The 22,860-nt window shown below is 71.8% G+C and carries 21 protein-coding genes; 8 read left to right on the forward strand and 13 right to left on the reverse strand.

The annotated features are described in order from the left end of the window. Positions 1 to 14 precede the first annotated feature (14 nt). The 4 genes from AB0910_RS09825 to AB0910_RS09840 all read right to left on the reverse strand — a co-directional run bounded on the left by AB0910_RS09825 (position 15) and on the right by AB0910_RS09840 (position 6,061). On the reverse strand, positions 15 to 1,916 hold the full coding sequence (locus tag AB0910_RS09825) for a SpoIIE family protein phosphatase (RefSeq protein WP_366744018.1): 1,902 nt from the start codon (positions 1,914 to 1,916) through the stop codon (positions 15 to 17). 252 nt (positions 1,917 to 2,168) lie between these two features. Continuing rightward, a complete protein-coding gene (locus AB0910_RS09830) occupies positions 2,169 to 2,855 on the reverse strand; it encodes a DUF402 domain-containing protein (protein ID WP_366744019.1) in 687 nt (228 codons plus the stop codon). Between the two features lie 9 nt (positions 2,856 to 2,864). Further along, positions 2,865 to 4,295 (reverse strand): class II fumarate hydratase, encoded by a 1,431-nt coding sequence (locus tag AB0910_RS09835; protein WP_366744020.1) that lies wholly within the window; start codon positions 4,293 to 4,295, stop codon positions 2,865 to 2,867. A 101-nt stretch (positions 4,296 to 4,396) separates the two neighbouring features. Further along, the gene (locus tag AB0910_RS09840) at positions 4,397 to 6,061 is read right to left on the reverse strand and encodes a fumarate hydratase (protein ID WP_366744021.1); all 1,665 of its coding nucleotides are present in this window, start codon (positions 6,059 to 6,061) and stop codon (positions 4,397 to 4,399) included. A gap of 236 nt (positions 6,062 to 6,297) precedes the next feature. Here AB0910_RS09840 and AB0910_RS09845 point away from each other — a divergent pair, with 236 nt between their 5' ends. Both AB0910_RS09845 and AB0910_RS09850 read left to right on the forward strand, forming a co-directional pair. Further along, positions 6,298 to 6,978, forward strand: coding sequence for a DUF1707 domain-containing protein (locus AB0910_RS09845; RefSeq protein ID WP_366744022.1), 681 nt, complete (start codon positions 6,298 to 6,300; stop codon positions 6,976 to 6,978). 233 nt (positions 6,979 to 7,211) lie between these two features. Beyond that, on the forward strand, positions 7,212 to 7,595 hold the full coding sequence (locus AB0910_RS09850) for a WhiB family transcriptional regulator (protein WP_366744023.1): 384 nt from the start codon (positions 7,212 to 7,214) through the stop codon (positions 7,593 to 7,595). Between the two features lie 112 nt (positions 7,596 to 7,707). Here the strand turns inward: AB0910_RS09850 and glpX are convergent, their stop codons facing one another. Then, complete coding sequence (gene glpX, locus AB0910_RS09855; RefSeq protein ID WP_345655265.1) at positions 7,708 to 8,739, reverse strand: class II fructose-bisphosphatase; 1,032 nt, start codon at positions 8,737 to 8,739, stop codon at positions 7,708 to 7,710. A gap of 812 nt (positions 8,740 to 9,551) precedes the next feature. On the opposite strand from glpX, the gene AB0910_RS09860 reads away from it, so the two are divergent. Next, complete coding sequence (locus AB0910_RS09860) at positions 9,552 to 10,061, forward strand: DUF4245 domain-containing protein (RefSeq protein ID WP_366744024.1); 510 nt, start codon at positions 9,552 to 9,554, stop codon at positions 10,059 to 10,061. Positions 10,062 to 10,090: 29 nt separating this feature from the next. Next, on the forward strand, positions 10,091 to 10,333 hold the full coding sequence (locus AB0910_RS09865) for an exodeoxyribonuclease VII small subunit (protein ID WP_366744025.1): 243 nt from the start codon (positions 10,091 to 10,093) through the stop codon (positions 10,331 to 10,333). Between the two features lie 184 nt (positions 10,334 to 10,517). Here AB0910_RS09865 and xseA read toward each other — a convergent pair whose 3' ends face one another. Further along, the gene (gene xseA / locus AB0910_RS09870; RefSeq protein ID WP_366744026.1) at positions 10,518 to 11,723 is read right to left on the reverse strand and encodes an exodeoxyribonuclease VII large subunit; all 1,206 of its coding nucleotides are present in this window, start codon (positions 11,721 to 11,723) and stop codon (positions 10,518 to 10,520) included. A 114-nt stretch (positions 11,724 to 11,837) separates the two neighbouring features. On the opposite strand from xseA, the gene AB0910_RS09875 reads away from it, so the two are divergent. Further along, positions 11,838 to 12,830: a 4-hydroxy-3-methylbut-2-enyl diphosphate reductase gene (locus AB0910_RS09875; RefSeq protein ID WP_366744027.1), complete on the forward strand. Its 993-nt coding sequence runs from the start codon at positions 11,838 to 11,840 to the stop codon at positions 12,828 to 12,830. A gap of 158 nt (positions 12,831 to 12,988) precedes the next feature. Further along, positions 12,989 to 13,729, forward strand: a complete 741-nt coding sequence (gene ppgK / locus AB0910_RS09880; RefSeq protein ID WP_366744028.1) for a polyphosphate--glucose phosphotransferase — start codon at positions 12,989 to 12,991, stop codon at positions 13,727 to 13,729. 85 nt (positions 13,730 to 13,814) lie between these two features. On the opposite strand, the gene AB0910_RS09885 is transcribed toward ppgK, so the two are convergent. Further along, positions 13,815 to 14,303, reverse strand: a complete 489-nt coding sequence (locus tag AB0910_RS09885) for a DUF6542 domain-containing protein (protein WP_366744107.1) — start codon at positions 14,301 to 14,303, stop codon at positions 13,815 to 13,817. A gap of 423 nt (positions 14,304 to 14,726) precedes the next feature. Here AB0910_RS09885 and ychF point away from each other — a divergent pair, with 423 nt between their 5' ends. Beyond that, positions 14,727 to 15,815 (forward strand): redox-regulated ATPase YchF, encoded by a 1,089-nt coding sequence (gene ychF, locus AB0910_RS09890; protein ID WP_366744029.1) that lies wholly within the window; start codon positions 14,727 to 14,729, stop codon positions 15,813 to 15,815. Between the two features lie 1,170 nt (positions 15,816 to 16,985). Here the strand turns inward: ychF and AB0910_RS09895 are convergent. From AB0910_RS09895 to AB0910_RS09920, 6 genes are all read right to left on the reverse strand, one after another. Next, a complete protein-coding gene (locus tag AB0910_RS09895) occupies positions 16,986 to 17,519 on the reverse strand; it encodes a hypothetical protein (RefSeq protein ID WP_366744030.1) in 534 nt (177 codons plus the stop codon). Further along, complete coding sequence (locus tag AB0910_RS09900) at positions 17,506 to 18,168, reverse strand: DUF5343 domain-containing protein (protein ID WP_366744031.1); 663 nt, start codon at positions 18,166 to 18,168, stop codon at positions 17,506 to 17,508. Before AB0910_RS09900 ends, AB0910_RS09895 begins: the two co-directional genes overlap by 14 nt. Positions 18,169 to 19,124: 956 nt before the next feature. Further along, positions 19,125 to 20,525 (reverse strand): amidase, encoded by a 1,401-nt coding sequence (locus AB0910_RS09905; protein WP_366744032.1) that lies wholly within the window; start codon positions 20,523 to 20,525, stop codon positions 19,125 to 19,127. After that, complete coding sequence (locus AB0910_RS09910; RefSeq protein ID WP_366744033.1) at positions 20,512 to 20,709, reverse strand: hypothetical protein; 198 nt, start codon at positions 20,707 to 20,709, stop codon at positions 20,512 to 20,514. The genes AB0910_RS09905 and AB0910_RS09910 overlap by 14 nt, the downstream gene beginning before the upstream one ends. 181 nt (positions 20,710 to 20,890) lie before the next feature. Beyond that, a complete protein-coding gene (locus AB0910_RS09915; RefSeq protein ID WP_366744034.1) occupies positions 20,891 to 21,214 on the reverse strand; it encodes a hypothetical protein in 324 nt (107 codons plus the stop codon). Between the two features lie 279 nt (positions 21,215 to 21,493). After that, complete coding sequence (locus AB0910_RS09920; protein WP_366744035.1) at positions 21,494 to 21,892, reverse strand: DUF5997 family protein; 399 nt, start codon at positions 21,890 to 21,892, stop codon at positions 21,494 to 21,496. A 59-nt stretch (positions 21,893 to 21,951) separates the two neighbouring features. Between AB0910_RS09920 and AB0910_RS09925 the strand changes: the two genes are divergently transcribed. Further along, complete coding sequence (locus AB0910_RS09925) at positions 21,952 to 22,716, forward strand: LysR family substrate-binding domain-containing protein (RefSeq protein ID WP_366744036.1); 765 nt, start codon at positions 21,952 to 21,954, stop codon at positions 22,714 to 22,716. Positions 22,717 to 22,860: the final 144 nt, after the last annotated feature.

A 22,860-nucleotide genomic window follows, 5' to 3' on the forward strand; every position in this document is an offset into this window, starting at 1 on the left:
GGCGGGGCGGCCCCTCACGCCCCCGTGGGGATCTCGAACCAGACCACCTTGCCGCTGCCGAGCCGGGTCGCGCCCCACCTGCGGGCCAACCGGTTGACGAGGAACAGGCCGCGCCCGCCCTCGTCCGTGTCCCTGGCCCGCCGCTGCCTCGGCAGCTGCGGCGAGTCGTCGCCCACCTCGCAGCGCAGCACGTCCGTACGCAGCAGCCGCAGCGTCACGGGCCGCTCCGCGTACCGCACGGCATTGGTCACGACCTCGCTGATCAGCAGCTCGACCGAGTCGCTCAGCTCGTCGAGGCCCCAGCGCGACAGCGCCTTGCGGGCCAGCCGCCTGGCCCGCCCCGGCGCCGCGTGCTCCGGCTCCAGGAACCAGTACGCGACATCGCTCGGCGCGATCCCGTCGAAGCGGGCCGCGAGCAGCGCGATGTCGTCGTCGCGGTCGCCGGGGCCCAGCACGTCGAGCACGTCGTCGCAGAGCGCTTCGAGCGGCGGCGCGTGGTCGGGCCCCGTCAGCCGCGAGGCCGCTTCGAGGCGCTCCCGCAGCTGCTCGATGCCGGTCCACACGTCCCGCAGCCGCGACTCGACCAGGCCGTCCGTGTACAGCAGCAGCGTCGCGCCCGACGGCGCGTCCAGCTCCACCGCCTCGAAGTCGACGCCGCCCACCCCGATCGGGGCGCCGGGCGGCACCTTCAGCACCTCGGCGCGCCCGCCCTGGTGGAGCAGTATCGGCGGCGGATGGCCCGCGTTCGCGATGGTGATCCGGTGCGACACCGGGTCGTACACCACGTACATGCAGGTCGCCATGCGGTCGGTGCCGAGCCGCTGCGCCTGCTCGTCCAGGTGGTGCAGCACCTCCTGCGGCGGCAGGTCGAGACCCGCGAGGGTCTGCGCCGTCGTGCGGAACTGGCCCATCACCGCGGCCGACGTCATGGAGCGCCCCATCACGTCGCCGACGACGAGCGCCACCCGGCTGCCGGGCAGCGGGATCGCGTCGTACCAGTCGCCGCCGACCCGTGCGGTCTCCGCGGCGGGCAGATAGCGCGAGGCGAGCCGCACGCCCGTGGGCTGCGGCAGGTTCTCCGGCAGCATGGTGCGCTGGAGCTCGTCCGCGATGTACGCCTCGCGCCCGTACAGCATGGCCTTGTCGATGCCGAGGGCCGTGTGTGTGGCCAGCTGCCCCGCGACCAGCAGGTCGTTCGGGTCGAAGGCGGCGCGCTCGGGCCTGCGCAGGAAGACCGCGGCGCCGATCACCCGCCTGCGGCCGCGCAGCGGCGCCAGGATCACCCGGTGCCCCGTCGGCAGCAGCCGGTCCTCGCCCAGCAGCTCGGGCAGCGCGGCCTGGGCCGTGGCCGCGTCGCCGAAGACGGGCCGCACGCCCCGCAGCACCTCGCCGAGCGCGCCGCCGAGGCGCACCTCGCACAGCTCGGCCGCGGGCAGCACATCGCTCGCCGGGTCGAGCAGCAGCGCGCTCGTCGCGGGCACAGCGGGCACGCCGGGCGCGGAGGACCCGCCGGGCAGCCGGGAGGGGATGCCGTTCAGCGACTCCAGATCCTCACCCGAAAGGCGCAGCCGGTCCGTGCGGCGCAGCCGCAGCACGAACGGGGAGACGGGGCGCTCGTCGCCGACCGGCAGCGGGTCGCGCAGATAGACGAGTATCGCGTCGGCGAACGTCGGCACCGTGGCCCTGCACAGCCCGAGCACGATCTCGTCCAGGTCCATGCCGCGCGCGATCCTGCGCGTCGCGGCGCCCACGAACCGCAGCATGTCGCCCTCGCGCCTGGCCCCGACCGAGGGGTCGAGCCCGGACCGCGGCGGCGCCACGCCAGGACCGCCCTCGCCCGGCCGCGGCCTGCTGCGTTCCTGCGACCCCGCAGCCAGGGGCTGCCGGCCTTCGTGGGAGGTGGGGTGCTCCGTCACGCGTGGAATTCCGTCCGTCCGGGCCGATGGTGCGCGGCCGCCGGCCCTGGGGCCGCGGCTCCGGCGGGGAGGGCGCGTGCGACGGCCGCACGTCCACTGGTGCGCATGTCCCGCCTCCCCGTCGTGGTGCTGCTCGGCTTGCTCACGTCCGCTGTGTATGACTCGCGGTCAGTTCGTGCACCGGGACCACCCGTCGGCCCCATGATCCGGACGACGATCCTACGGTCCAAGCCTGTGGCATGGCCAAGGGTCTCACGCCGACGGGACCCGGCGTGCCGATCCGACCCGGCCCCAGTCGTCCGGGAGTTCGGGCACCGGCCAGGCCGGGTCCGGCCGCCAGTCCTCCCAGCCGTCGCGGAACGGCGCGCCCCACGCGACGACCGAGGCGAGGGCGTCGCGCCCCGCCGCCTCCACCTGCCCGGCCTGGTCCGCATCCATCAGTCCGTCCTGCTGCGCCTGCGCGAACTCGTCCTCGTCCCGCCACCGCCAGGTCCTGTCCGGGTAGACGTCGATGTCGAGGAAGTGGTCCTCGGAGTCGACCCCGCGGGCCCACCGGGAGTGCGGGCTCTCCAGATTGACGTACCAGCTCTTGAAGCGCCAGCTCTCGTCCCACCACAGCCAGACCGACCACGGCTGCCCCGGGCGGGCCAGGCTGAGGATGCCGGGCCCCGTCCACGGCGAGAGCCGCACCGTGCGCGGCGCGGTGTAGCGCGTCGCCAGCGGCTCCTCGTACGGCAGCCGGCCGTCGGCCAGGGCCGGCCGCACGCAGACCGTGCCGGGGGCCAGCCACAGCGCGAGCAGCTCGGCGTCGTCGCGCACGACCGTCACGGGACGGCAGATGTGGATGGCGTCGCCGCCGTTCTCCCGGTAGCGCCACAGGATCTGCGTGCCCGGCGCCCAGCGCCGCGTGCCGTGCGCCGCGAAGTCCGTGTCCGTCATGCGCAGATCTTACGGGCGTGTCATGCGCAGCACGTCGAGCGCCTCGTCGAGCTGCTCCCGCGTCAGGTCGCCGCGCTCGACGTACCCCGACTCCAGGACGACCTCCCTGATCGTCTTCTCCTCCGCGAGCGACCTCTTGGCGACCTTCGCCGCCTCCTCGTACCCGATGTACTTGTTCAGCGGGGTCACCACGGACGGCGACGACTCCGCGTAGGCGCGGGCCCGTTCGGCGTTGGCCTCGATCCCGTCGACCGTGCGGTCCGCGAGCAGCCGCACCACGTTCGCCAGCAGGCGCACCGACTCCAGCAGGTTCTTCGCGATCACCGGCAGCATCACGTTGAGCTCGAAGTTGCCCGCCGCGCCCGCCGCCGCAATCGTCGCGTCGTTCCCGACGACCTGCGCCGCCACCTGGAGCACGGCCTCGGGGATCACCGGGTTGACCTTCCCCGGCATGATCGAGGAACCCGGCTGGAGGTCGGGCAGCCGGATCTCGGCGAGGCCCGTGCGCGGGCCCGACGACATCCAGCGCAGATCGTTGGCGATCTTCGTGAGGGAGACGGCGAGCGTGCGCAGCTGCCCTGAGGTCTCGACCAGCCCGTCCCGCGCGCCCTGCGCCTCGAAGTGGTCGCGCGCCTCCGTCAGCGGCAGCCCCGTGACCGCGGCGACCTCGGCGATGACCGCGGCGGAGAACCCGGGCGGCGTGTTGATGCCGGTGCCGACGGCCGTGCCGCCGAGCGGCAGCTCGGCGAGCCGGGGCAGCGAGGCCGCGAGCCGCTCGACCGCGTACCGCACCTGCGCGGCGTACCCGCCGAACTCCTGACCGAGGGTCACAGGCGTGGCGTCCATCAGGTGCGTACGGCCCGACTTGACGACCCCGGCGAACTCGGCGCTCTTGCGTTCGAGCGCCTGCGCCAGGTGGCCGAGGGCGGGGACCAGGTCGCGGGTGACGGCCGCGGTCGCGGCCACGTGGATGGACGAGGGGAACACGTCGTTGGACGACTGCGAGGCGTTGACGTGGTCGTTCGGATGGACCGGGCGGCCCAGGCGCTCCGTCGCGAGGGTCGCGAGCACCTCGTTGGTGTTCATGTTCGACGACGTGCCGGAGCCCGTCTGGAAGACGTCGATGGGGAAGTGCGCGTCCCACCGGCCGTCGGCGACCTCGTCGGCGGCCGACCTGATCGCGTCGGCGACGTCCCGGTCCACCACCCCGAGCTCGGCGTTGACCTTCGCCGCCGCCGCCTTGATCTGCGCCAGGGCCTGGATGTGCGCGCGCTCCAGGCGCTGCCCCGAGATCGGGAAGTTCTCCACGGCGCGCTGCGTCTGCGCGCGCCACTTGGCCTCTGCGGGCACCCGCACCTCGCCCATGGAGTCGTGCTCGGTGCGGAAGGCCGCGTGCCCGGCGCCGGGGCCGCCGGTCGGGTCGGTCGGCTCGATCGTCATCGTGGATATACCTCCTGGACAGGTCAGCGCGGGTCCGCGCCGATGTGTTCCCCGAGGGACGCATGTCACAACCGCCGGGCGGCGGCGCCCGGCGCCCGGGGTCAGGCGAGGCCGGGGCCGCGCACCGGGATCGAGGTGAAGGTCGGCTCGGCCGCGGGCTCGGTGAAGAAGTCGTTGCCCTTGTCGTCCACGACGATGAACGCGGGGAAGTCCTCCACCTCGATCCGCCAGACCGCCTCCATGCCGAGCTCCTCGTACTCCACGACCTCGACCTTCTTGATGCAGTCCTGCGCGAGCCGGGCCGCGGGCCCGCCGATCGAGCCCAGGTAGAAGCCGCCGTGCGCGGCGCAGGCGTCCGTCACCTGTTGCGAGCGGTTGCCCTTCGCGAGCATCACCTTCGAGCCGCCCGCCGCCTGGAACTGCGCCACATAGCTGTCCATCCGGCCCGCCGTCGTCGGCCCGAAGGAGCCCGACGCGTAGCCGGACGGGGTCTTCGCCGGCCCCGCGTAGTAGACCGGGTGGTCGCGCAGGTACTGCGGCATCTCCTCGCCCGCGTCGAGCCGCTCCTTGATCTTGGCGTGCGCGATGTCGCGCGCCACCACCAGCGGGCCGGTCAGGGAGAGCCGCGTCTTGACCGGGTACCTGGTCAGCTCGGCGAGGATGTCGTCCATCGGGCGGTTCAGGTCGACCTTCACCACGTCGTCCTCCGACAGGTGCTCGTCCGTGGTCTCCGGCAGGAACCGCGCGGGGTCCGTCTCCAGCTGCTCAAGGAAGACGCCCTCCGCGGTGATCTTCGCGACGGCCTGGCGGTCGGCGGAGCAGGACACCGCGATCGCGACCGGCAGGGACGCGCCGTGCCGCGGCAGCCGCACCACCCGCACGTCGTGGCAGAAGTACTTGCCGCCGAACTGGGCGCCGATGCCGATCTTCTGCGTCAGCTCGAAGACCCGCTCCTCCAGCTCCTTGTCGCGGAAACCGTGCCCGGTGGGGGAGCCCTCGGCCGGCAGCCCGTCCAGGTAGTGCGCCGAGGCGTACTTCGCCGTCTTCAGCGCGAACTCGGCGGACGTGCCGCCCACGACGATCGCCAGGTGGTACGGCGGGCACGCGGCCGTGCCCAGCGAACGGATCTTCTCCTCGAGGAACTTCATCATGGCGGACTCGTTGAGGATCGCCTTCGTCTCCTGGAACAGGAACGACTTGTTGGCGCTGCCGCCGCCCTTCGCCATGAAGAGGAACTTGTACGCGCCGCCGTCCGTCGCGTACAGCTCCACCTGCGCGGGCAGGTTCGAGCCGGTGTTCTTCTCGTCCCACATGGTGAGCGGGGCCATCTGCGAGTAGCGCAGGTTGAGCTTGGTGTAGGCGTCGAAGATGCCGCGGGAGAGCGCCTCCTCGTCGCCGCCCCGGGTGAGGACGTGCTGGCCGCGCTTGCCCATCACGATGGCCGTGCCGGTGTCCTGGCACATCGGCAGGACGCCCGCCGCCGCGATGTTGGCGTTCTTCAGCAGGTCGAGCGCGACGAACTTGTCGTTCGACGACGCCTCCGGGTCGTCGACGATGCGGCGCAGCTGCGCCAGGTGCGCGGGGCGCAGGTAGTGCGAGATGTCGTGCATGGCCTCGGCGGCGAGGGTGCGCAGCGCCTCGGGCTCCACCGTGAGGAACGTACGACCGTCGGCCTCGAAGGTGGAGACGCCCTCGGCGGTCACCAGCCGGTACGGCGTGGTGTCCTCGCCGGTGGGCAGCAGATCGGAGTACGCAAAATCCGGCATTTTGGGGCCATTCCTCACTCGACGGGCCGCGGCTGCCCTCGTCTTGGGCAGCCTCCTTAGCGTAGGACCCGGTGCGGACACCGCCTGTGTGAGGTGACGCTCACCTGTGCACGGCCGGGCCGCGGGCCGGGCTTCGGGGGAGCGGCCGCGCCGCCCGCAAGGGCCCCGCGGGCACCGGCGCGCCGGGCCGCGACAACCCCTGGTCGCGATCTATCGCGTTTCGCTAGTCTGGTCGTGTGGACCTCGAAAAGCACCCCAAGAAGCCCGCGGCGCCGGTCGCGCCCGGAGCGATCCGCGCCTCCGACGCCGACCGGGACAGGGTCGCCGACATCCTCAGGGACGCCCTGGCCGAGGGCCGCCTCGACGCGGACGAGCACAGCGAGCGCGTCGACGCGGTCTATCGCGCCAAGACCGTCGGCGATCTTGAGCCGCTGGTCGGGGACCTGCCCGCCGGGGCGGGCGGCGCGCCGCGCCCCGCCGCGGGACCCGAGCCCCGCGCGGCCTACGGATACGGGCAGGAGGGCGCGGGCGCCCCCGCCGACACCCTGGTCGCCGTCTTCAGCTCCAACGTCCGCAAGGGGCGGTGGCGGATCGGGCCGCGCACCAACGCGTTCAGCCTGTTCGGCAACATCGAGGTCGACCTGACCGAGGCGCTGTTCGCCCAGCGGGAGACCGTGATCAACGCGACCTCCGTCTTCGGCAACGTCGAGGTGCGCGTGCCGGAGAACATCTCGCTGCGCGGCAACGGCACCGGGATCTTCGGCAACTTCGAGGTGCGGACGCTCGAAGGCCCCGACCCCGACGCCCCCGTGGTGATCGTCAACGGCCTCGCGGTCTTCGGCAACGTCGAGGCCAAGCCCAAGCGCGGCAAGGTCATCGCGGACCTGCGCGACCGCCTCCGCAAGCGGCTCGGCTGACCGCTCGGGCCCGCCGCCGGTTTCGCGGTGGCAATGGCCAGGGGCGCGCGCCCGGCGGCGCGGCAGCTGCCGTGGCAATGCCCGTACTTGTCCCGGCTCGGCCTCCGACGTCCCGTATTCCGGACGGTGTTCGGCGGTGCGAACGGCGGGCCACGCAGTGCATAGGCGTGCGTACAGCGGGTAGGGACCCCTGCATCGTCTCTCGCTCGCGAAGCCGTCGTCAGGAGTAGACCGTGCTGCATCTGCCGCAGAAGCCACTACAGGTCGCCGCCGCTTTGCCCCAGCACACCCCGAGGCGCGAGGATCAGGCGGGCCCGTGGCACTCGGAGGCTGTGTGCCGTCGGGACGAGGCCGGACTGTTCTTCGCCCCCTCCAAGGAGCCGACGGCCGCCAGGCTGTCGCGTGAGGAGGCCGCGAAGCGGGTCTGCGCCCGCTGCCCTGTGATGGTGGAGTGCCGGGAGCACGCACTGGTCCAGCCCGAGCCGTACGGCGTCTGGGGCGGTCTCACCGCGGCCGAGCGCCGCGTGGTCCTCGCCCGCCGCAGGAGGCGCGAGGTGGAGCTGCGCAAGGCGGCGACGAGCGCCGCCTCGTCGGGCCGCATAGCCGCGGCCGGCTGAGCCCGGCCGCACTCTTCGCGGGTACGGGAGGTGCCCCCGCCGCACACGGGGGCACCTCTCGCATGTCACCGCAGTGGCTCGGTGCCGCGCGCCGACTCCCGGCCGGCGCGCGCTACTTGGCGCGGTCGAAGTCGATGGCGCTGTACGCGCGCAGCTTCGAGAGCCGGTGGGTGGAGTCGATCTGCCGGATCGTGCCGGACTTCGAGCGCATCACCAGCGACTGGGTGGTCGCGGTCTCCGAGCGGTAGCGCACCCCGCGCAGCAGCTCGCCGTCGGTGATGCCGGTCGCCACGAAGAACACGTTCTCGCCGCCGACGAGGTCGTCCGTGGTCAGCACCCGGTCCAGGTCGTGGCCCGCGTCGAGCGCGCGCCGCCGCTCCTCGTCGTCCTTCGGCCACAGCTTGCCCTGGATGACGCCGCCCAGACACTTCATCGCGCAGGCCGTGATGATGCCCTCGGGTGTGCCGCCGATGCCCATGAGCAGGTCGACGCCCGTACCCTCGCGCACGGCCATGATCGAGCCGGCCACGTCGCCGTCCGAGATGAACTTGATCCGCGCGCCCGTCTCGCGGATCTCCTTGACGATGCCGTCGTGCCGCGGCCGGTCGAGCACGACGACGGTGACGTCGTCGGGCGAGGAGTGCTTGGCGCGCGCGACCCGGCGGATGTTCACGGACACCGGGGCGTTGATGTCCACGAAGTCCGCGGCCTCGGGGCCGGTCACCAGCTTGTCCATGTAGAAGACCGCCGACGGGTCGAACATCGTGCCCCGGTCGGCCGCGGCGAGCACGGCGATCGCGTTGGGCATGCCCTTCGCGTTGAGCGTGGTCCCGTCGATCGGGTCCACCGCGATGTCGACCTCGGGCCCGGTGCCGTCGCCGATGTGCTCGCCGTTGAACAGCATGGGCGCTTCGTCCTTCTCGCCCTCGCCGATCACCACGACGCCGTTCATCGAGACGGTGGAGACCAGGGTCCGCATGGCATTGACGGCCGCGCCGTCCGCGCCGTTCTTGTCCCCGCGGCCCACCCAGCGCCCCGCGGCCATCGCGGCCGCCTCGGTGACGCGCACGAGTTCGAGGGCGAGGTTGCGGTCGGGCGCCTCGGGCGCCACGTCGAGCGGCGGCGGCAGGTGATGGTCTGTCATCGGAGCGCGCACCTTTCTTGCTGCTCTGCGGAACCTGCCGGCTCCGCTGTGCCGGTCGGCGGATCGGGGTGACGGCCCTGCCCGCCCTGTACGGAGAGCGGATGATCCGACTCTATCGGTAGTACGCCAGATTGAGCAGTGGGCCCCACGGATGAGCGCGCGGTACGGGTGCGACCATATGGGGCGTGGCAGGCGAAGAACAGCACGGCGCGAGCACGGCGGACACGGCGGCACCGGAGGCGGGCGCCCCCGGCGCGGGACCCTCCCAAGCGGCGGCCACCGCTCAGGCCCCTGCGGGCGCACCCGGGACAGGCGGCCCCGCGTCCCCCACCCCCGCGGGCGGCCCGGCGACGGGCGACCGGGCGGCGTCCGGCGCGGCGGCGGCCCGCCCGGCGGCGGGTGACGGGACCGCGTCCGGCGCGGGCCCGAGTGCGGCCGCCCCGCACGCGGGTGGATCGGACGCGGCGGCCCCGGGCGCGGGCGGATCGGCCGCGGTAGCCCCGAACGCGACGGCCCCGGGCACGGGTGGATCGGCCGCGGGCGCCCCGGAAACCGGGGGATCGGCCGCGGGCGGACGGGGCTCCGGCACCGGCCCTGCCGGCGGTACGGGCCCGACCGGCGGCGCCGCAGCCGGTACGGACCGGAGCGCGGGCGGCCCGGAGGCGGGTGCGGCCGCGAGTGCCGCAGCCGGTACGGGCGGGGCCCGCGGCGCCGCTGCGGCGGGCGCGACCGCGGGTACCGCGGGCGGGGCGGCGCAGGGAACGGCCGCGCCTGCCGCCGGCGGTGGCGGTTCGCGGCAGCGCAACAGGACCGTGCGGGGCATGATCCTCTCGCTCCTCGTCATCGGCGCCGCTGTGGCCGTGATCTACACCCTCTTCATCCCGCACGACGACAAGGGCGGCAGCGCGGTCAAGCGCGTCGACTACCGCGTCGAACTCCTCACCGCACGCCGCGCCGCCCCCTACCAGGTCGCCGCGCCGACCGGCCTGCCGAAGACGTGGAAGCCCACGTCCGTCACGTACGACGGGAGCGACGGCCACGCCTGGCACCTCGGCTTCCTCGACCCGCACGGCGAGTACGTGGCGGTCGAGCAGTCGACCTCGCCCGCGAAGGGCTATGTGACCGACGTCAGCCAGAACGCCAGGGACACCGGCAGGACCCAGGAGATCGCGGGCCGGAGCTGGCAGCGCTGGACCGGCGGCCACTACGACGCGCTCGTCAGCACCGAGGGCGGCGCCACGACCGTCGTGACGGGCACCGCGTCGCGGCAGGACCTCACCGCCATGGCCGCCGCGCTGGACTTCGCGGGGACGAAGGGCTGACTGTCGGCGCCCGACCCTAAGGTGGGGGCATGGCCAAGACGGAGACCGGTGAGGAAGTCGCGCAGCCCACGAGTGCGCTCGGCTACGAGCAGGCGCGGGACGAGCTGATCGAGGTCGTGCGCAAGCTGGAGGCGGGCGGCACGAGCCTTGAGGAGTCGCTGGCCCTCTGGGAGCGCGGCGAGGAGCTGGCCAAGGTCTGCCGCCGCTGGCTGGACGGCGCCCGCGAGCGCCTGGACGCCGCCCTGGCCACCGACACCCCCGCCGAGGACTGACCCGGGCCCGCCCCGGGCCGCGACGCCTGTCCGCGACGCGTCGCCGTATCGCGCCCGTACGCCCCGGGGCAGGCGCCACGTCCCGAGCCGACGACGGCCGGCCCCGCGCGGGCACGGCGCACCCGGTCGGCGGCGCCGCAGGCCGTCCGCCCCCACGCCCCGCCGCCGCGCAGGCGTCGCGGGGTCAGTCCGGGCGTACGGGGAACTCGCCCTCCGCCACCCGGGCGCGGAGCACTTCGCCCGCGGTGACCTGCCGCGGGGAGCGGACCACCGCGCCGTCCTCGCGCTGCAGGACCGCGTAGCCGCGGCCGAGCGTCGCCGCGGGGGAGAGCGCCACCACACGGGCGAGCGTGTGCGACAGCTCGGAGTCCGCGCGGTCCAGGAGGTGCCGCAGCACCCGGCGGCCCCGGTCGGCGAGGGCGGTGACCTCCGCGTCCCGCTCGTCCACCATCCGCTGCGGCCGCTCCATCACCGGCCGGGCCAGCGCGTGCGCGAGCCCCCGCTCCTCGCGCTCCACCAGCGCCCGCACGGTGCGCAGCGCACGCTCCCGCAGGACGCGCACCCGGTCGAGCTCCTCGCCGACGTCCGGCACGACCCGCTTCGCCGCGTCCGTCGGCGTCGAGGCGCGCACGTCGGCGACGAGGTCGAGCAGCGGCGAGTCCGGCTCGTGCCCGATCGCCGACACCACCGGCGTACGGCACGCGGCGACCGTCCTGATCAGCTGCTCGTCCGAGAACGGCAGCAGGTCCTCCACGCTGCCGCCGCCGCGCGCCACCACGATGACGTCCACCTCGTCCAGCGCGTCGAGCTCCCGCACGGCCTCCGCGACCTGCGCGACCGCGTTCACCCCCTGCACGGCCGTGTTGCGCACCTCGAAGCGGACCGCGGGCCACCGGCGCCGCGCGTTCTCCAGCACGTCGCGCTCGGCCGCAGAAGCCCGCCCGCACACCAGCCCGATCAGCTGCGGCAGGAACGGCAGCGGCCGCTTGCGCTCCGCCGCGAAAAGCCCCTCGGCCGCCAGCGACTTCCGCAGCTGTTCGAGCCTGACGAGCAGCTCGCCCATGCCGACGGGCCGGATCTCCGCGGCGCGCAGCGACAGCTGGCCGCGCGGCGCATACCACTCGGGCTTCGCGTGCACCAGCACGCGCGCCCCCTCCGACACCACGTCGGCCACGGCGTCGAACACCTGGCGGTAGCACGTCACGCCCACCGAGATGTCGTACGACGGGTCGCGCAGCGTCAGGAAGACCACCCCGGCACCCGGCCTGCGGGAGAGCTGGGTGATCTGCCCCTCCACCCAGACGGCGCCGAGCCGGTCGATCCACCCGCCGATGAGCCGCGACACCTCGCCGACGGGCAGCGGTGCCTCCGGGGAAGTCGTCAGTGCCATGTCCGCGAGCGTAACGGCCGCCTCCGACACCGCGGCGCCGCACGCCGCAGGGCCCCGACACCGGGGGCGGGCGGCGCTCCCGCGCGCGCCCGCATCCCCCGTACGATGGGCCGCATGACTGCAACGCCCGACCAGCCCGCGCCGTCCGCAGGAAAGCGCGTCCTGCTCGCCTCCCCCCGCGGGTACTGCGCGGGCGTGGACCGCGCCGTGATCGCCGTGGAGAAGGCCCTGGAGCAGTACGGCGCCCCGATCTACGTCCGCCACGAGATCGTCCACAACAAGTACGTGGTGAAAACCCTGGAGAAGAAGGGCGCCATCTTCGTCGAGGAGACGGCCGAGGTCCCCGAGGGCTCGATCGTCATGTTCTCCGCGCACGGCGTCGCCCCCGTCGTGCACGAGGAGGCCGCGGCCCGCAACCTCGCGACGATCGACGCGACCTGCCCCCTCGTCACCAAGGTGCACCGCGAGGCCGTGCGGTACGCGAAGGAGGACTACGACATCCTCCTGATCGGCCACGAGGGCCACGAGGAGGTCATCGGGACCTCGGGCGAGGCGCCGGAGCACATCACGATCGTGGACGGCCCCGACGACGTCGCCGACGTCGAGGTGCGCGACGAGTCGAAGATCGTCTGGCTGTCGCAGACCACGCTCTCCGTGGACGAGACCATGGAGACGGTCGACCGGCTGAAGGAGAAGTTCCCCGCGCTGGTCTCGCCGCCGAGCGACGACATCTGCTACGCGACGCAGAACCGCCAGATCGCGGTCAAGCAGATGGGCGCGGCCGCGGACCTGGTCATCGTCGTCGGCTCGAAGAACTCTTCCAACTCGGTACGCCTCGTCGAGGTCGCCCTCGGCGCAGGCGCGCGCACCGCGCACCTCGTGGACGGCGCGGAGGAGATCGAGGAGGCGTGGCTCGACGGGGTCACGACGGTCGGCCTCACCTCGGGCGCCTCCGTGCCCGACGTGCTCGTCGAGGGTGTCCTCGCGTGGCTGTCGGAGCGCGGGTTCGAGGACGTGGAGATCGTGAAGGCGGCCGAGGAGTCGATCACCTTCTCCCTGCCGAAGGAGCTGCGCAGGGACCTGCGGGCGGAGCTCGGCGCTTCCTGACGGCACCGCGGGACGCCCCGGGCTGCGGGGCCGCGGGTGCTCGATGACGGGGCCGCGGGGCGCCGGGCGAAGGGGCCGCGGGTGCTCGCCGCCCCGCGCCCTGCGGGAATCCCGCGGTCCTGCCGTGCGGCCAGGTGCCGGGCCTTAACGTGGTGTTCATGAACGTCTTCGGAGTGGACATCGGCGGCTCTGGCATCAAGGGCGCACCCGTCGACCTGGACCGCGGCGACCTGGCGGAGCCCCGGCACAAAGTACTGACCCCGCATCCCGCGACGCCGGACGGCGTGCTCGAAGGCGTCGTGGAGGTCGTACGGCACTTCGACTGGTCGGGCCCGATCGGGGTCACCTTCCCCGGCGTGGTCACGGGATCGGTCATCAGGACCGCGGCCAATGTCGACAAGTCGTGGGTCGACGTCGACGCGGGCGGCCTGATCGGCGACCGCCTCGGCATGCCGGTCACCGTCATGAACGACGGCGACGCCGCCGGGGTCGCGGAGATGGAGTTCGGCGCGGGCCGCGGCCGCAAGGGCGTCGTGATGCTGCTGACGTTCGGCACGGGCATCGGCAGCGCCCTCTTCAGCGGCGGCGTCCTCGTACCCAACACCGAGCTCGGCCATGTCGAGCTGCACGGCCACGACGCGGAGAAGCGCGCGTCGTCCAAGGCCAAGGAGGACGAGGACCTCAGCTGGAGCCACTGGGCGCGCCACCGCGTGCAGAAGTACCTGGCCCACCTGGAGATGCTGTTCTCGCCCGAGCTGTTCATCATCGGTGGCGGCGTGAGCCGCAAGGCCGAGAAGTTCCTGCCGCACATCGAGGGCATCAGGGCGGAGATCGTCCCCGCACAGCTCCAGAACAACGCGGGGATCGTCGGCGCCGCGATGACGGCGGCGCGCCAGTAGCCCGTAGGGGCAGGGGGCGCGGCGCGGCCGCCCCCCCGCCCGTACGCGTACGTCCGTACGTCCGTACGCATACGGACGTACGGACTCAGCCGCGCCGCGGGGCCCGTACGGCGGCGCGCACCGCGGCGCCGGACCGCGCGGACTCCGCCGCGCGCGCCGCGGCGTCACGCTCCGACTGCCGCCGCCCCATCTGCCGGATCTTGCGCACGGTCGCGATGACGCCCGCGATCAGCGTCCCGCCGTACAGCCACCCCGCGTGCATCGCGAGCGACGTGACGACGGCCATCGCCTGCGCGGCGAACCCGCCGGTGCCGCCGGAGACGGGCACCGTCCCCAGGGCGAACGCGATCGGCACCGCGATCGGCGCGGTGACCAGGTCGGCGGTGCGCACCCACAGCGCCGTCGCGGCGCTGACCGGCAGGAACATCGCGCCGAAGAACGCGGGCGAGCTGCCGAAGAGGAAGCTGTCCACGAAGCCGAGGAAGACCATGGAGACCGTCGCGAACAGCCCCGTGCCGAGGCCGGTCAGGCGCGGGTTCGGCAGCGCGCGGAGCGCGGCGGCGACGGGCGGCACCCGCCCCGAGGGCGCGGAGGCACCACGCGAGACGGGCGTGCGGTAGCCGCCCGCAGGCTGGGCCAGGGCACCGCGCGGCACGGAGGAGGAGGTACGGCGCTGAGGTTGACGTGTCCTGTACTGGTCCACCGCACCAACGTAGGTCCCTGAGGGTGAGGAAACGGGCACAGGACACGCCCTTTGGCCGACCTTGGCGCTGCGTTCGAGCGCCCCGCCCGATGCGCCAGGACGCTCCCGCTGCCCGGCGGCCGCACGCTCCCGCGGCCCCGTGACCGAGCGCGCCCCCTGCCCTGCGGCCTCCCGGTGCCCCTGTGGCCCGGGATCGCCGCGTCCGCCCGTAGAATTGCAAGCCGACATCCCCATCCCCCACCCGTGCCCCCGAACACGCCCTCCATCCACCCGCACCCACCGGAAGTCGCCACCGTGTCGCTCACGATCGGAATCGTCGGTCTGCCGAATGTCGGCAAGTCGACCCTGTTCAACGCCCTGACCAAGAACGACGTGCTGGCGGCCAACTACCCGTTCGCCACGATCGAGCCCAACGTCGGCGTCGTCGGGGTGCCGGACCCGCGCCTCGACAAGCTCGCCGAGCTGTTCGGCTCCCAGCGCACCCTCCCCGCCACCGTCGACTTCGTCGACATCGCGGGCATCGTGCGCGGCGCCTCCGAGGGTGAGGGCCTCGGCAACAAGTTCCTCGCGAACATCCGCGAGTCCGACGCGATCTGCCAGGTCATCCGCGCCTTCAAGGACGAGAACGTCGTCCACGTCGACGGCAAGGTCTCGCCCGAGGACGACATCGAGACCATCAACACCGAGCTGATCCTCGCGGACCTCCAGACCATCGAGAAGGTCCTGCCCCGCCTCCAGAAGGAGTCGCGGATCAAGAAGGACATCCAGCCGAAGGTCGCCGCGGTCGAGGAGGCCCAGTCGATCCTGGAGTCCGGCCAGACCCTCTTCGCCGCCGGCATCGCCCAGGGCACCGAGCGCGCCGAGCCGCTCCACGACCTGCACCTGCTGACGACCAAGCCCTTCCTCTACGTCTTCAACGTGGACGAGGAGGAGCTCACGGACGACGCCTTCAAGGCCGAGCAGCGCGCCCTCGTCGCGCCCGCCGAGGCGATCTTCCTCAACGCCAAGCTGGAGGCGGACCTCGCCGAGCTCGACGACGACGAGGCCCTCGAACTCCTCCAGTCCGTCGGCCAGCAGGAGCCCGGCCTCGCCACCCTCGCCCACGTGGGCTTCCGCACCCTCGGCCTCCAGACCTACCTCACGGCAGGCCCCAAGGAGTCCCGCGCCTGGACCATCAAGAAGGGCGCCACGGCCCCCGAGGCCGCCGGCGTGATCCACACCGACTTCCAGAAGGGCTTCATCAAGGCCGAGGTCATCTCCTACGAGGACCTCCTGGCCACCGGCTCGGTAGCCGAGGCCCGCGCAGCCGGCAAGGCCCGCATGGAGGGCAAGGAATACACCATGCAGGACGGCGACGTGGTAGAGTTTCGGTTCAATGTGTAACTGAAATTTAATCCACTTTTCTCAAAGGGCTTGCCTGGGAAGGTGAGCCCTTTTGCCTGTTCTGAAGTTCGTGATCGCCGGGTCTGATGGAGGCGCCGGCCTGCCCCCGGAGCGGTTCACGCTACGGGTTCAAACTATGAGAGCGCTAAGTTCGCCTCTGATGGCGGCTTCCGGGTTGATCGAGGGCTCTTTCAGTAGGTGGAGTCGCCCGCCAAGATTCCGATGCCTGGGCGCTGGATTTTTCGTCATCCAAGGAAAGCGATCCATGGTGGCAAAACGGAAGAACTGTCCCGGAGAGTTCAAGACAGGCGCTGCGGATCGGGTGCGGTCCTCCTCGAGCCGCTCCCTCACCGAATATCACCCGCAGTATGGGCATTCGTCTGTAGATCCTGCGAAGGTGGGTTTGCGACGACAGGGCTCGCATCCAGGCGGCGGAGGATGCCGGTATGACCAATGATGGGAAGGGAACCAAGCGTCTGTGACGGAAATCGCGGTCGATGACCCAGCAGCACCGTACGGTACCGCCGGCTCCGAATCTCGTCCGGCGGGACTTTACCGTGCCGACGCCGGGCGTGAACCTGAAATTCGTTGACGACATCACCCGTCTGCCGACGGCCGAGGGGTGGCTGCATCCGGCGACGCTGATCGGTCTGTGTGCACCGGAGGCCGTGGGCTGGTCGATAGCCGCCCAACATGCGCGCGGAACTCGTCGCAGAGGCGATCCGGGTGGTCTATGCGGGCGGCCGCGCGGCAGGCAACGCGATTTTCCATGTCGACTGCGGATCGCAAAGTGCCTCTCGCGAATTTCGCAGAGTCTTGGTTGAGTTGGATATCCGGCGAAGCGTTGGCCATGCCGGTTCGTGCTTCGATGCCGCCGCTAAGGAGAACTCCTTCGCCCTCCTGAAAGTCGAGATAGGCATGGTATGGGGGACCGGGCGCAGGCTCGGCAGGAATGTTCCGGCGGATCGCGGAACATTGCGACCGGGAGCGGATCCACTCGACCGTTGGCTACATCGCGCCGTACCAGGCGAGGACCCACGTCACCAGCGACTGTGCCTCACAGTAACGTGCGACGGAAATGTCGGAGCCTGAGGGGGAAATTCAGGCAGCGCCAGCTTCTACAGGGATGTCAGCCAGGCGATGGGCCTACTGCCTGCCCAGCTTTATTTACTATTTCTGTAGCGTCCCAATCCGCTTCATCATTTCGTCGAGGTAACCAAGTGTGTCGTTTATGCCCGGCTCGTAGTCGTCCGGATGTGCGCACTCGTTCCGCTTGGCCAGCAGCCCCTGTAGGGCCTTCATCATTCCGTTGGTGATGAAGGCCTGTTTCTTCATCACTTCGAAGAGGCTGTGATCCTTCTGATCGCGAAAGTCCGAAGCCTGCTTGATGTTCCATGTGGGATAGTTGGTTTGGATCGCCGAGAGACGGGAGGCGTCGTTCGCGATCCACTCGTGGATGAAATCTATCAGTGCGGCGAATGACGTGACGTGGGCAGATCGATAGAGCCCATGCTCTACGCACTGAAGTGCCTCGCGAAAAAGCTTATCCTGCTTGATGTTGAGGTTCATCAGCTTGTCATAGGATTCGGTTACCGTCATCACGCGATACGTAGAGGTCTCCCGCTTGGCGAGGAGCCTACGCAGTTCGTCCTGCGCATTGGCCGCCCAGTTGGCGACCTCGCGCGGAGTCCTAGGCGCCGCCATCCGTCAGACCCTTGAGGTGCTTCGCCATTGCCGCGAAGAACGCGTCGTAGACAGTGGCGTCACTGGTCGCATCGATGGAGAGTGCGATGTTCACGTTGATGACCACCGAGCCGGACGTGTTGTTGCCTTGCTCGCGTTTGCGGCGCCCCTTTGCCAACTCGGCCTGCTCGTCGGTATCACCCTTGCCGCCTTCGTCTTCATTGCCTGCTGCACCGGCGACCGGGTGGAAGTTGCCAAACTTGCACACGGTCTTGAAAGTCTTGACCGCGAGTCCCACCTTCTTGTCATCCAAAACTGAGTGACTCCTGAAGAAGGTCTCCAGGTCGGCGTCAGACCGGTCGTATGCGTCGCTGTAGGTCTGGAACACGTTGTCGTACCCGGCACGGATACCTGCCGCGAGCAGGGCGCGACCGCTCTCCCCGCCGCGGAGGCCCTTGGTGTAGAGCTCGGTTGGCTTACTGGAGCCGTCCAACAGCCCGATCTTCTTCATTAGCGGGATGAATGGCCGACTGTTCGATGACGCGAACCCTACCGAGCCAAGGTACTGCTGGTCGATCCTCGCCGGTACGCCGATGCCCTGAAGCTTTTCCAGGAATTCTTCAAGCTTCCCGGGGGTCGGCGTGTATGGGAACGAGTTGTCAGCTGCCATGCGCCGCATGGTACGTGGAGCCGCTGGTGGAAAGCACTAGGGCGGCACAAGCTACTTTCCTGTCGAAGGCAAGCTTGTGTGGTACATGATCGCGTCGGTTGACTTGTTACTGGAGGATCAATGTCGAACAAATTCTCGAACTTAATCTATATCCTATATGTCAAAGTGGATTAAGTCGGGCATACTGGATGATTCGTTGAGCTCTTTGAGTGTTGCGGCTTCAGGGTGCGGACGGGGGTTGTTTACGTCGAGGGCCTTGGCGCCGCCGTCCGACAGGTTGGGAAGGGTGGGGTCGGCACGGATGGGCCTGTATTCCCGCAAGTGGTTCGGCCCCGGACATGCTCTTTCAGCAATCCTTGTTGGTGGCTGGGGTGGTCGGCTGCAACAGACGCCGGAACGATGGCGTCAGTATCCCCGACATCCATGCCGCCGCCCCTACGCGGGGCCATCCTGGCTCTTGATGCGCCGGCGCTCTGTTTGCCTCGGACGATCTTTGGGCCCCCCGCGGGCTGGTCGTCTGAGGGCATAGCTGGACGGTGCGGATGTCGTCCGGGTCGGAGATCCGGATGAAGGCCCCGCAGGCCCTGCCAGGCCGACGGCCGAGAGCCTGCGGCACGAAATGGCGTTTCGGACTTTCGGACGGACGGGCACCTCGCCTGCCTCCACGCGCCGACTCCGCTGGACCCAGAGGCATGGCTGCCCACCGAACTCTTGAACGGCCTCAGTGCCGAGGCGCACGACCGCCTGCCGCCAGGAGGCCGACGTTGTGTCAGGCCGGGCCTGGGGCCGGCTGGAGGCCGTCGTGCCGCCCTCGCCCGCACTCGGCTGATGCGGGACATGGCCTGGCGCACGGCGCACGGCGAGTCGGTGGCCGGAGCTCGCTGGGCCGCAGGACGCGGCATGACCGCCGGGGCCGTCCGCCCCGGGGCCACCAGCGCACTCCGCGGCCCGCGCCCTCACGCCGCGACGGGTGCGAGCCGGCCCTCCTGGCCGTCGGCCAGTTCGTGTGCCCTGGCCACGCGCAGCAGGGTCGCCTCGTCCAGTGGGCGTCCCAGCAGTTGCATCCCGATCGGCATGCCGCCCTCGCCGTAGCCGGCGGGGACACTGACGGCGGGCACGCCGGTGACATTGGCCGGGGCGGACAGCCGCAGGCAGCCGTCGGCGACGGGCTCGACCGTGCCGTCGGGCCACTGAACGGTCTGCCGGTCCGCGGGGACGGCCGTCACGGCCACGGTCGGCGCGGCGATCACGTCGACCCGGCGGAACAGTTCGGCCCATGCCTCCCGTATCAGCGTCCTGGCCCGCTGCGCCCGCAGGTAGTCGACGGCGGGGACCAGCGCGCCGGCCTCCAGCACGACCCGGACCTCGGGCGTGTACAGCTCGGGCGTCGAGCCGAGGGTCTCCTCGTGGTACGCCGTGGCCTCCGGCACCATCAGCCCCCACTCCACGGCCTGGACGTGCCGCGCCATGGGGATGTCGACGTCGACCAGTTCGGCGCCCAGCGCGCCGAGCCGCTCGACGGCCGCGCGCACCGCGGTCTCCACCTCGGCGGAGACGTGCTCGAAGTAGTACGTCCCCGGCACGCCGACCCTTACGCCCTTCAGGTCGGCGGCGCTGTCTTCAAGTCGCAGGTCCGGCAGGGGCGTTGCAAGGCTGGCCGGGTCGCGTGGGTCGTGTCCCGCGACGGCGGCGAGTACGAGGGCCGCGTCCCGCACGGTGCGGGTGATCGGCCCCACGTGGTCGAGCGACCAGGACAGCGACGTCACACCGTGGCGGGGGACGAGGCCGTACGTCGGTTTCAACCCCACCATGCCGTTGAACGCCGCGGGCACGCGGATCGACCCGCCCGTGTCCGTGCCCAGCGCGAACGTGGCGGCGCCCGCGGCGACGGCCACCGCGGAACCGCCGCTCGACCCGCCCGCGACGCGCCCGGGGTCCCAGGCGTTGTGCGTCTGCGGCGTGATCAGGCCGTAGGCGAACTCGTGCGTGTGGGTCTTGCCGAGCAGCACGGCGCCCGCCTCGGCCAGGCGGGCCGCCACCGCGCTGTCCTGCTTCGCGACATGGCCCTCCCGTACCCGGGAGCTCGCCGTGGTCGGCACGCCCGCCGCGTCGATCATGTCCTTGAGCGCCATGGGGACGCCGTGCAGCGGACCGCGCCACCGGCCGGCCGCGATCTCGCTCCCGGCCTGCCTGGCCGAGCGCAGCGCCGCGTCCGCCGTGACGGTCACATAGGCGCAGAGCCGCGCGTCGACGGCCGCGATGCGGCCGAGCACGGACTCCGCCAGCTCCACGGGCGAGAGTTCGCGGCGCTCTACGGCCCGCGAGGCGTCGGTGAGGCTCAGCTCATACGGCTGCATCGTCGCCTCCTTCCACGGCCCGGTAGGCGGCGGCGGGCGGGATGTCGCCGAGGTCGAGGCCGCGCAGCCCGTCGAGCACGGACCGGAAGAGGCCCGCGACCGCCGCCACCCCCGCCCGGTGCTCGTCCGCCGGGTCCTGGGCGCCTGGCCCCGCCCCCTCGGCGGCGGGATCGAGTGCGTTCACAGGCTGCCCCCTCGCTCGACACACCGGCGCAGGCGGAACGTCCCGCGCCCCGCGCATGCTAGCCGCGCCCGGGCGATCGCACAGGACCGCCTCCGTGGCCGGACAGGACGGCAAGTACGGGTGGCGGCAACCCCGTTGGCCCCGCGCGGGGTGGCGGTGACACCGCAGACGGGAGGCGGGCTCAGGCTCGGGTCTGGTAGTTCCAGGACACCGCCACATAGCGCTGCGGCGAACCGCAGGAGCCGGTGGACTTCTTGTTCCACGCCACCCACGGCCCGTAGGACGTCTCGGTGTTCCCGGTGATGCCGTCCTGGCACAGCACCGCGACGCGCACCTCTCCTGGACCCTGTTTGCAGGTGATGGTCACCGACGAGGAGGTGAACGAGGTCGCATAGCAGCCGGACGGCACACTCGCGGCCGAGGCGGTGCCCGACACCGCCACCGGCAGCCCGACCGCGACAGCGCCGGCAAGCAGCAGCGAGACGGGGGTTCTCCGTATGCTCATGGCATTCCTCTCCCAGGCTTCTCCGCGGCCGGCCGCCGGTTTTCCTCCGGTACGGCCCCGTCATTCCGTCCTGACGCGCCATGACGGCGAGCCGGACCGTGAATGCGGCGGAAAACCGCCCCTTGGCGAATGTTCCGGCCGAGCCGAACATAGACGCCGGCGCGGAACCCGCTGCGGCCCCCGGTCGCCGCAGCCCGGTTTTCGCCCTGGTACGGCCGATTCCGGGCACATCGGCTCCCGGACGGGCACGGGCACGGGCACGGGCGCGCGGGAGGAGGGTCAGGTGTCGTCGGAGTCCGCGGTGCGGGTGCGGGCGCGCTCCTTGAGGCGGGCGGTCTCCTTGCGTACCTCGGCCTGGGTGGCGCGCTCGCGCCTGAGCCACTCGGGGTCGTCCTGCTTGAGCGCCTCGATCTGGTCCGTCGTGAGGGGCTCGGTGACGCCGCCGCGCGCCAGGCCCGCGATGGAGACGCTCAGCTTCGACGCGACGACCGGGCGGGGGTGCGGGCCGTCGCGGCGCAGCTCCTTGAGCCACTCGGGCGGGTCGGCCTGGAGCGCGTTCAGCTCGCTGCGCGAGACGGTGCCCTCACGGAACTCCGCGGGGGTGGCCTCCAGGTACACACCCAGCTTCTTCGCCGCGGTCGCGGGCTTCATGGTCTGGGTGCTCTTGTGCGACGTCATGCCGTCCAGCGTAACGAGCGCGGGCGCCCCGCCCGACCACGGCCGGTTAACCTGGGGCGGTGACCGGCTCGGACGTATCCCCCGCTTTCCGGCTCGCGTACGTTCCCGGGGTGACGCCCGCCAAGTGGGTGCGGATCTGGAACGAGCGCCTGCCCGAGGTCCCGCTGACCCTCACCGGCGTACCCGCGGCCGACGCGGCGGGCGTCCTGCGCGAGCGGGGCGCAGACGCCGGGTTCCTGCGGCTGCCCGTCGACCGTACGGACCTCAGTGCGATCCCCCTCTACACCGAGACGACCGTCGTCGTGGTCCCCAAGGACCACCTCGTCGCGGCGGCCGACGAGGTCACCACGGAGGACCTGGCCGACGAGATCGTGCTGCACCCGCTCGACGACACCCTCGACTGGGAGCGGCTGCCCGGACGCCCGGCGGTCGAGCGGCCCGCGACGACGGCCGACGCGGTCCAGCTGGTGGCCGCGGGCATCGGCGTGCTCCTCGTACCGCAGTCGCTCGCCCGCCTGCACCACCGCAGGGACCTCACCTACCGCCCCGTCACCGACGCCCCGGCCTCCCGGGTCGCCCTGTCGTGGCGGGAGGACGCGACGACCGACCTGGTCGAGGAGTTCATCGGCATCGTCCGCGGCCGCACGGTCAACAGCAGCCGCGGCAGGCCGAGGACCGCGGCGCAGCCCGCCGAGAAGCAGAGGCCGGAGCGCAAGCCCGCCGCCCGCGGCAAGCAGTCGGCGGCGGGCGGCCGCACACCTCAGCGCCGCTCGGGGGCGGCGCCCAAGGGCAACCGCAGGGGCAGGCCCCGCGGCCGCTCCTGATCCCGGAGTCCCGGGGCCCGCGGGCGGTCCGTGCGCTGGGTGCGGCCGGGCCTCGGGCGCGCAGCGGTTCCGTGCGCCGGGTACGGCCCCCGGGCCCCCGGGCGGTCCGTGCGCCCGGGTGCGGCCGGCCACCGGGCGCACAGC

Source organism: Streptomyces sp. NPDC047002 (assembly GCF_040704505.1).
Taxonomy (GTDB): domain Bacteria; phylum Actinomycetota; class Actinomycetes; order Streptomycetales; family Streptomycetaceae; genus Streptomyces.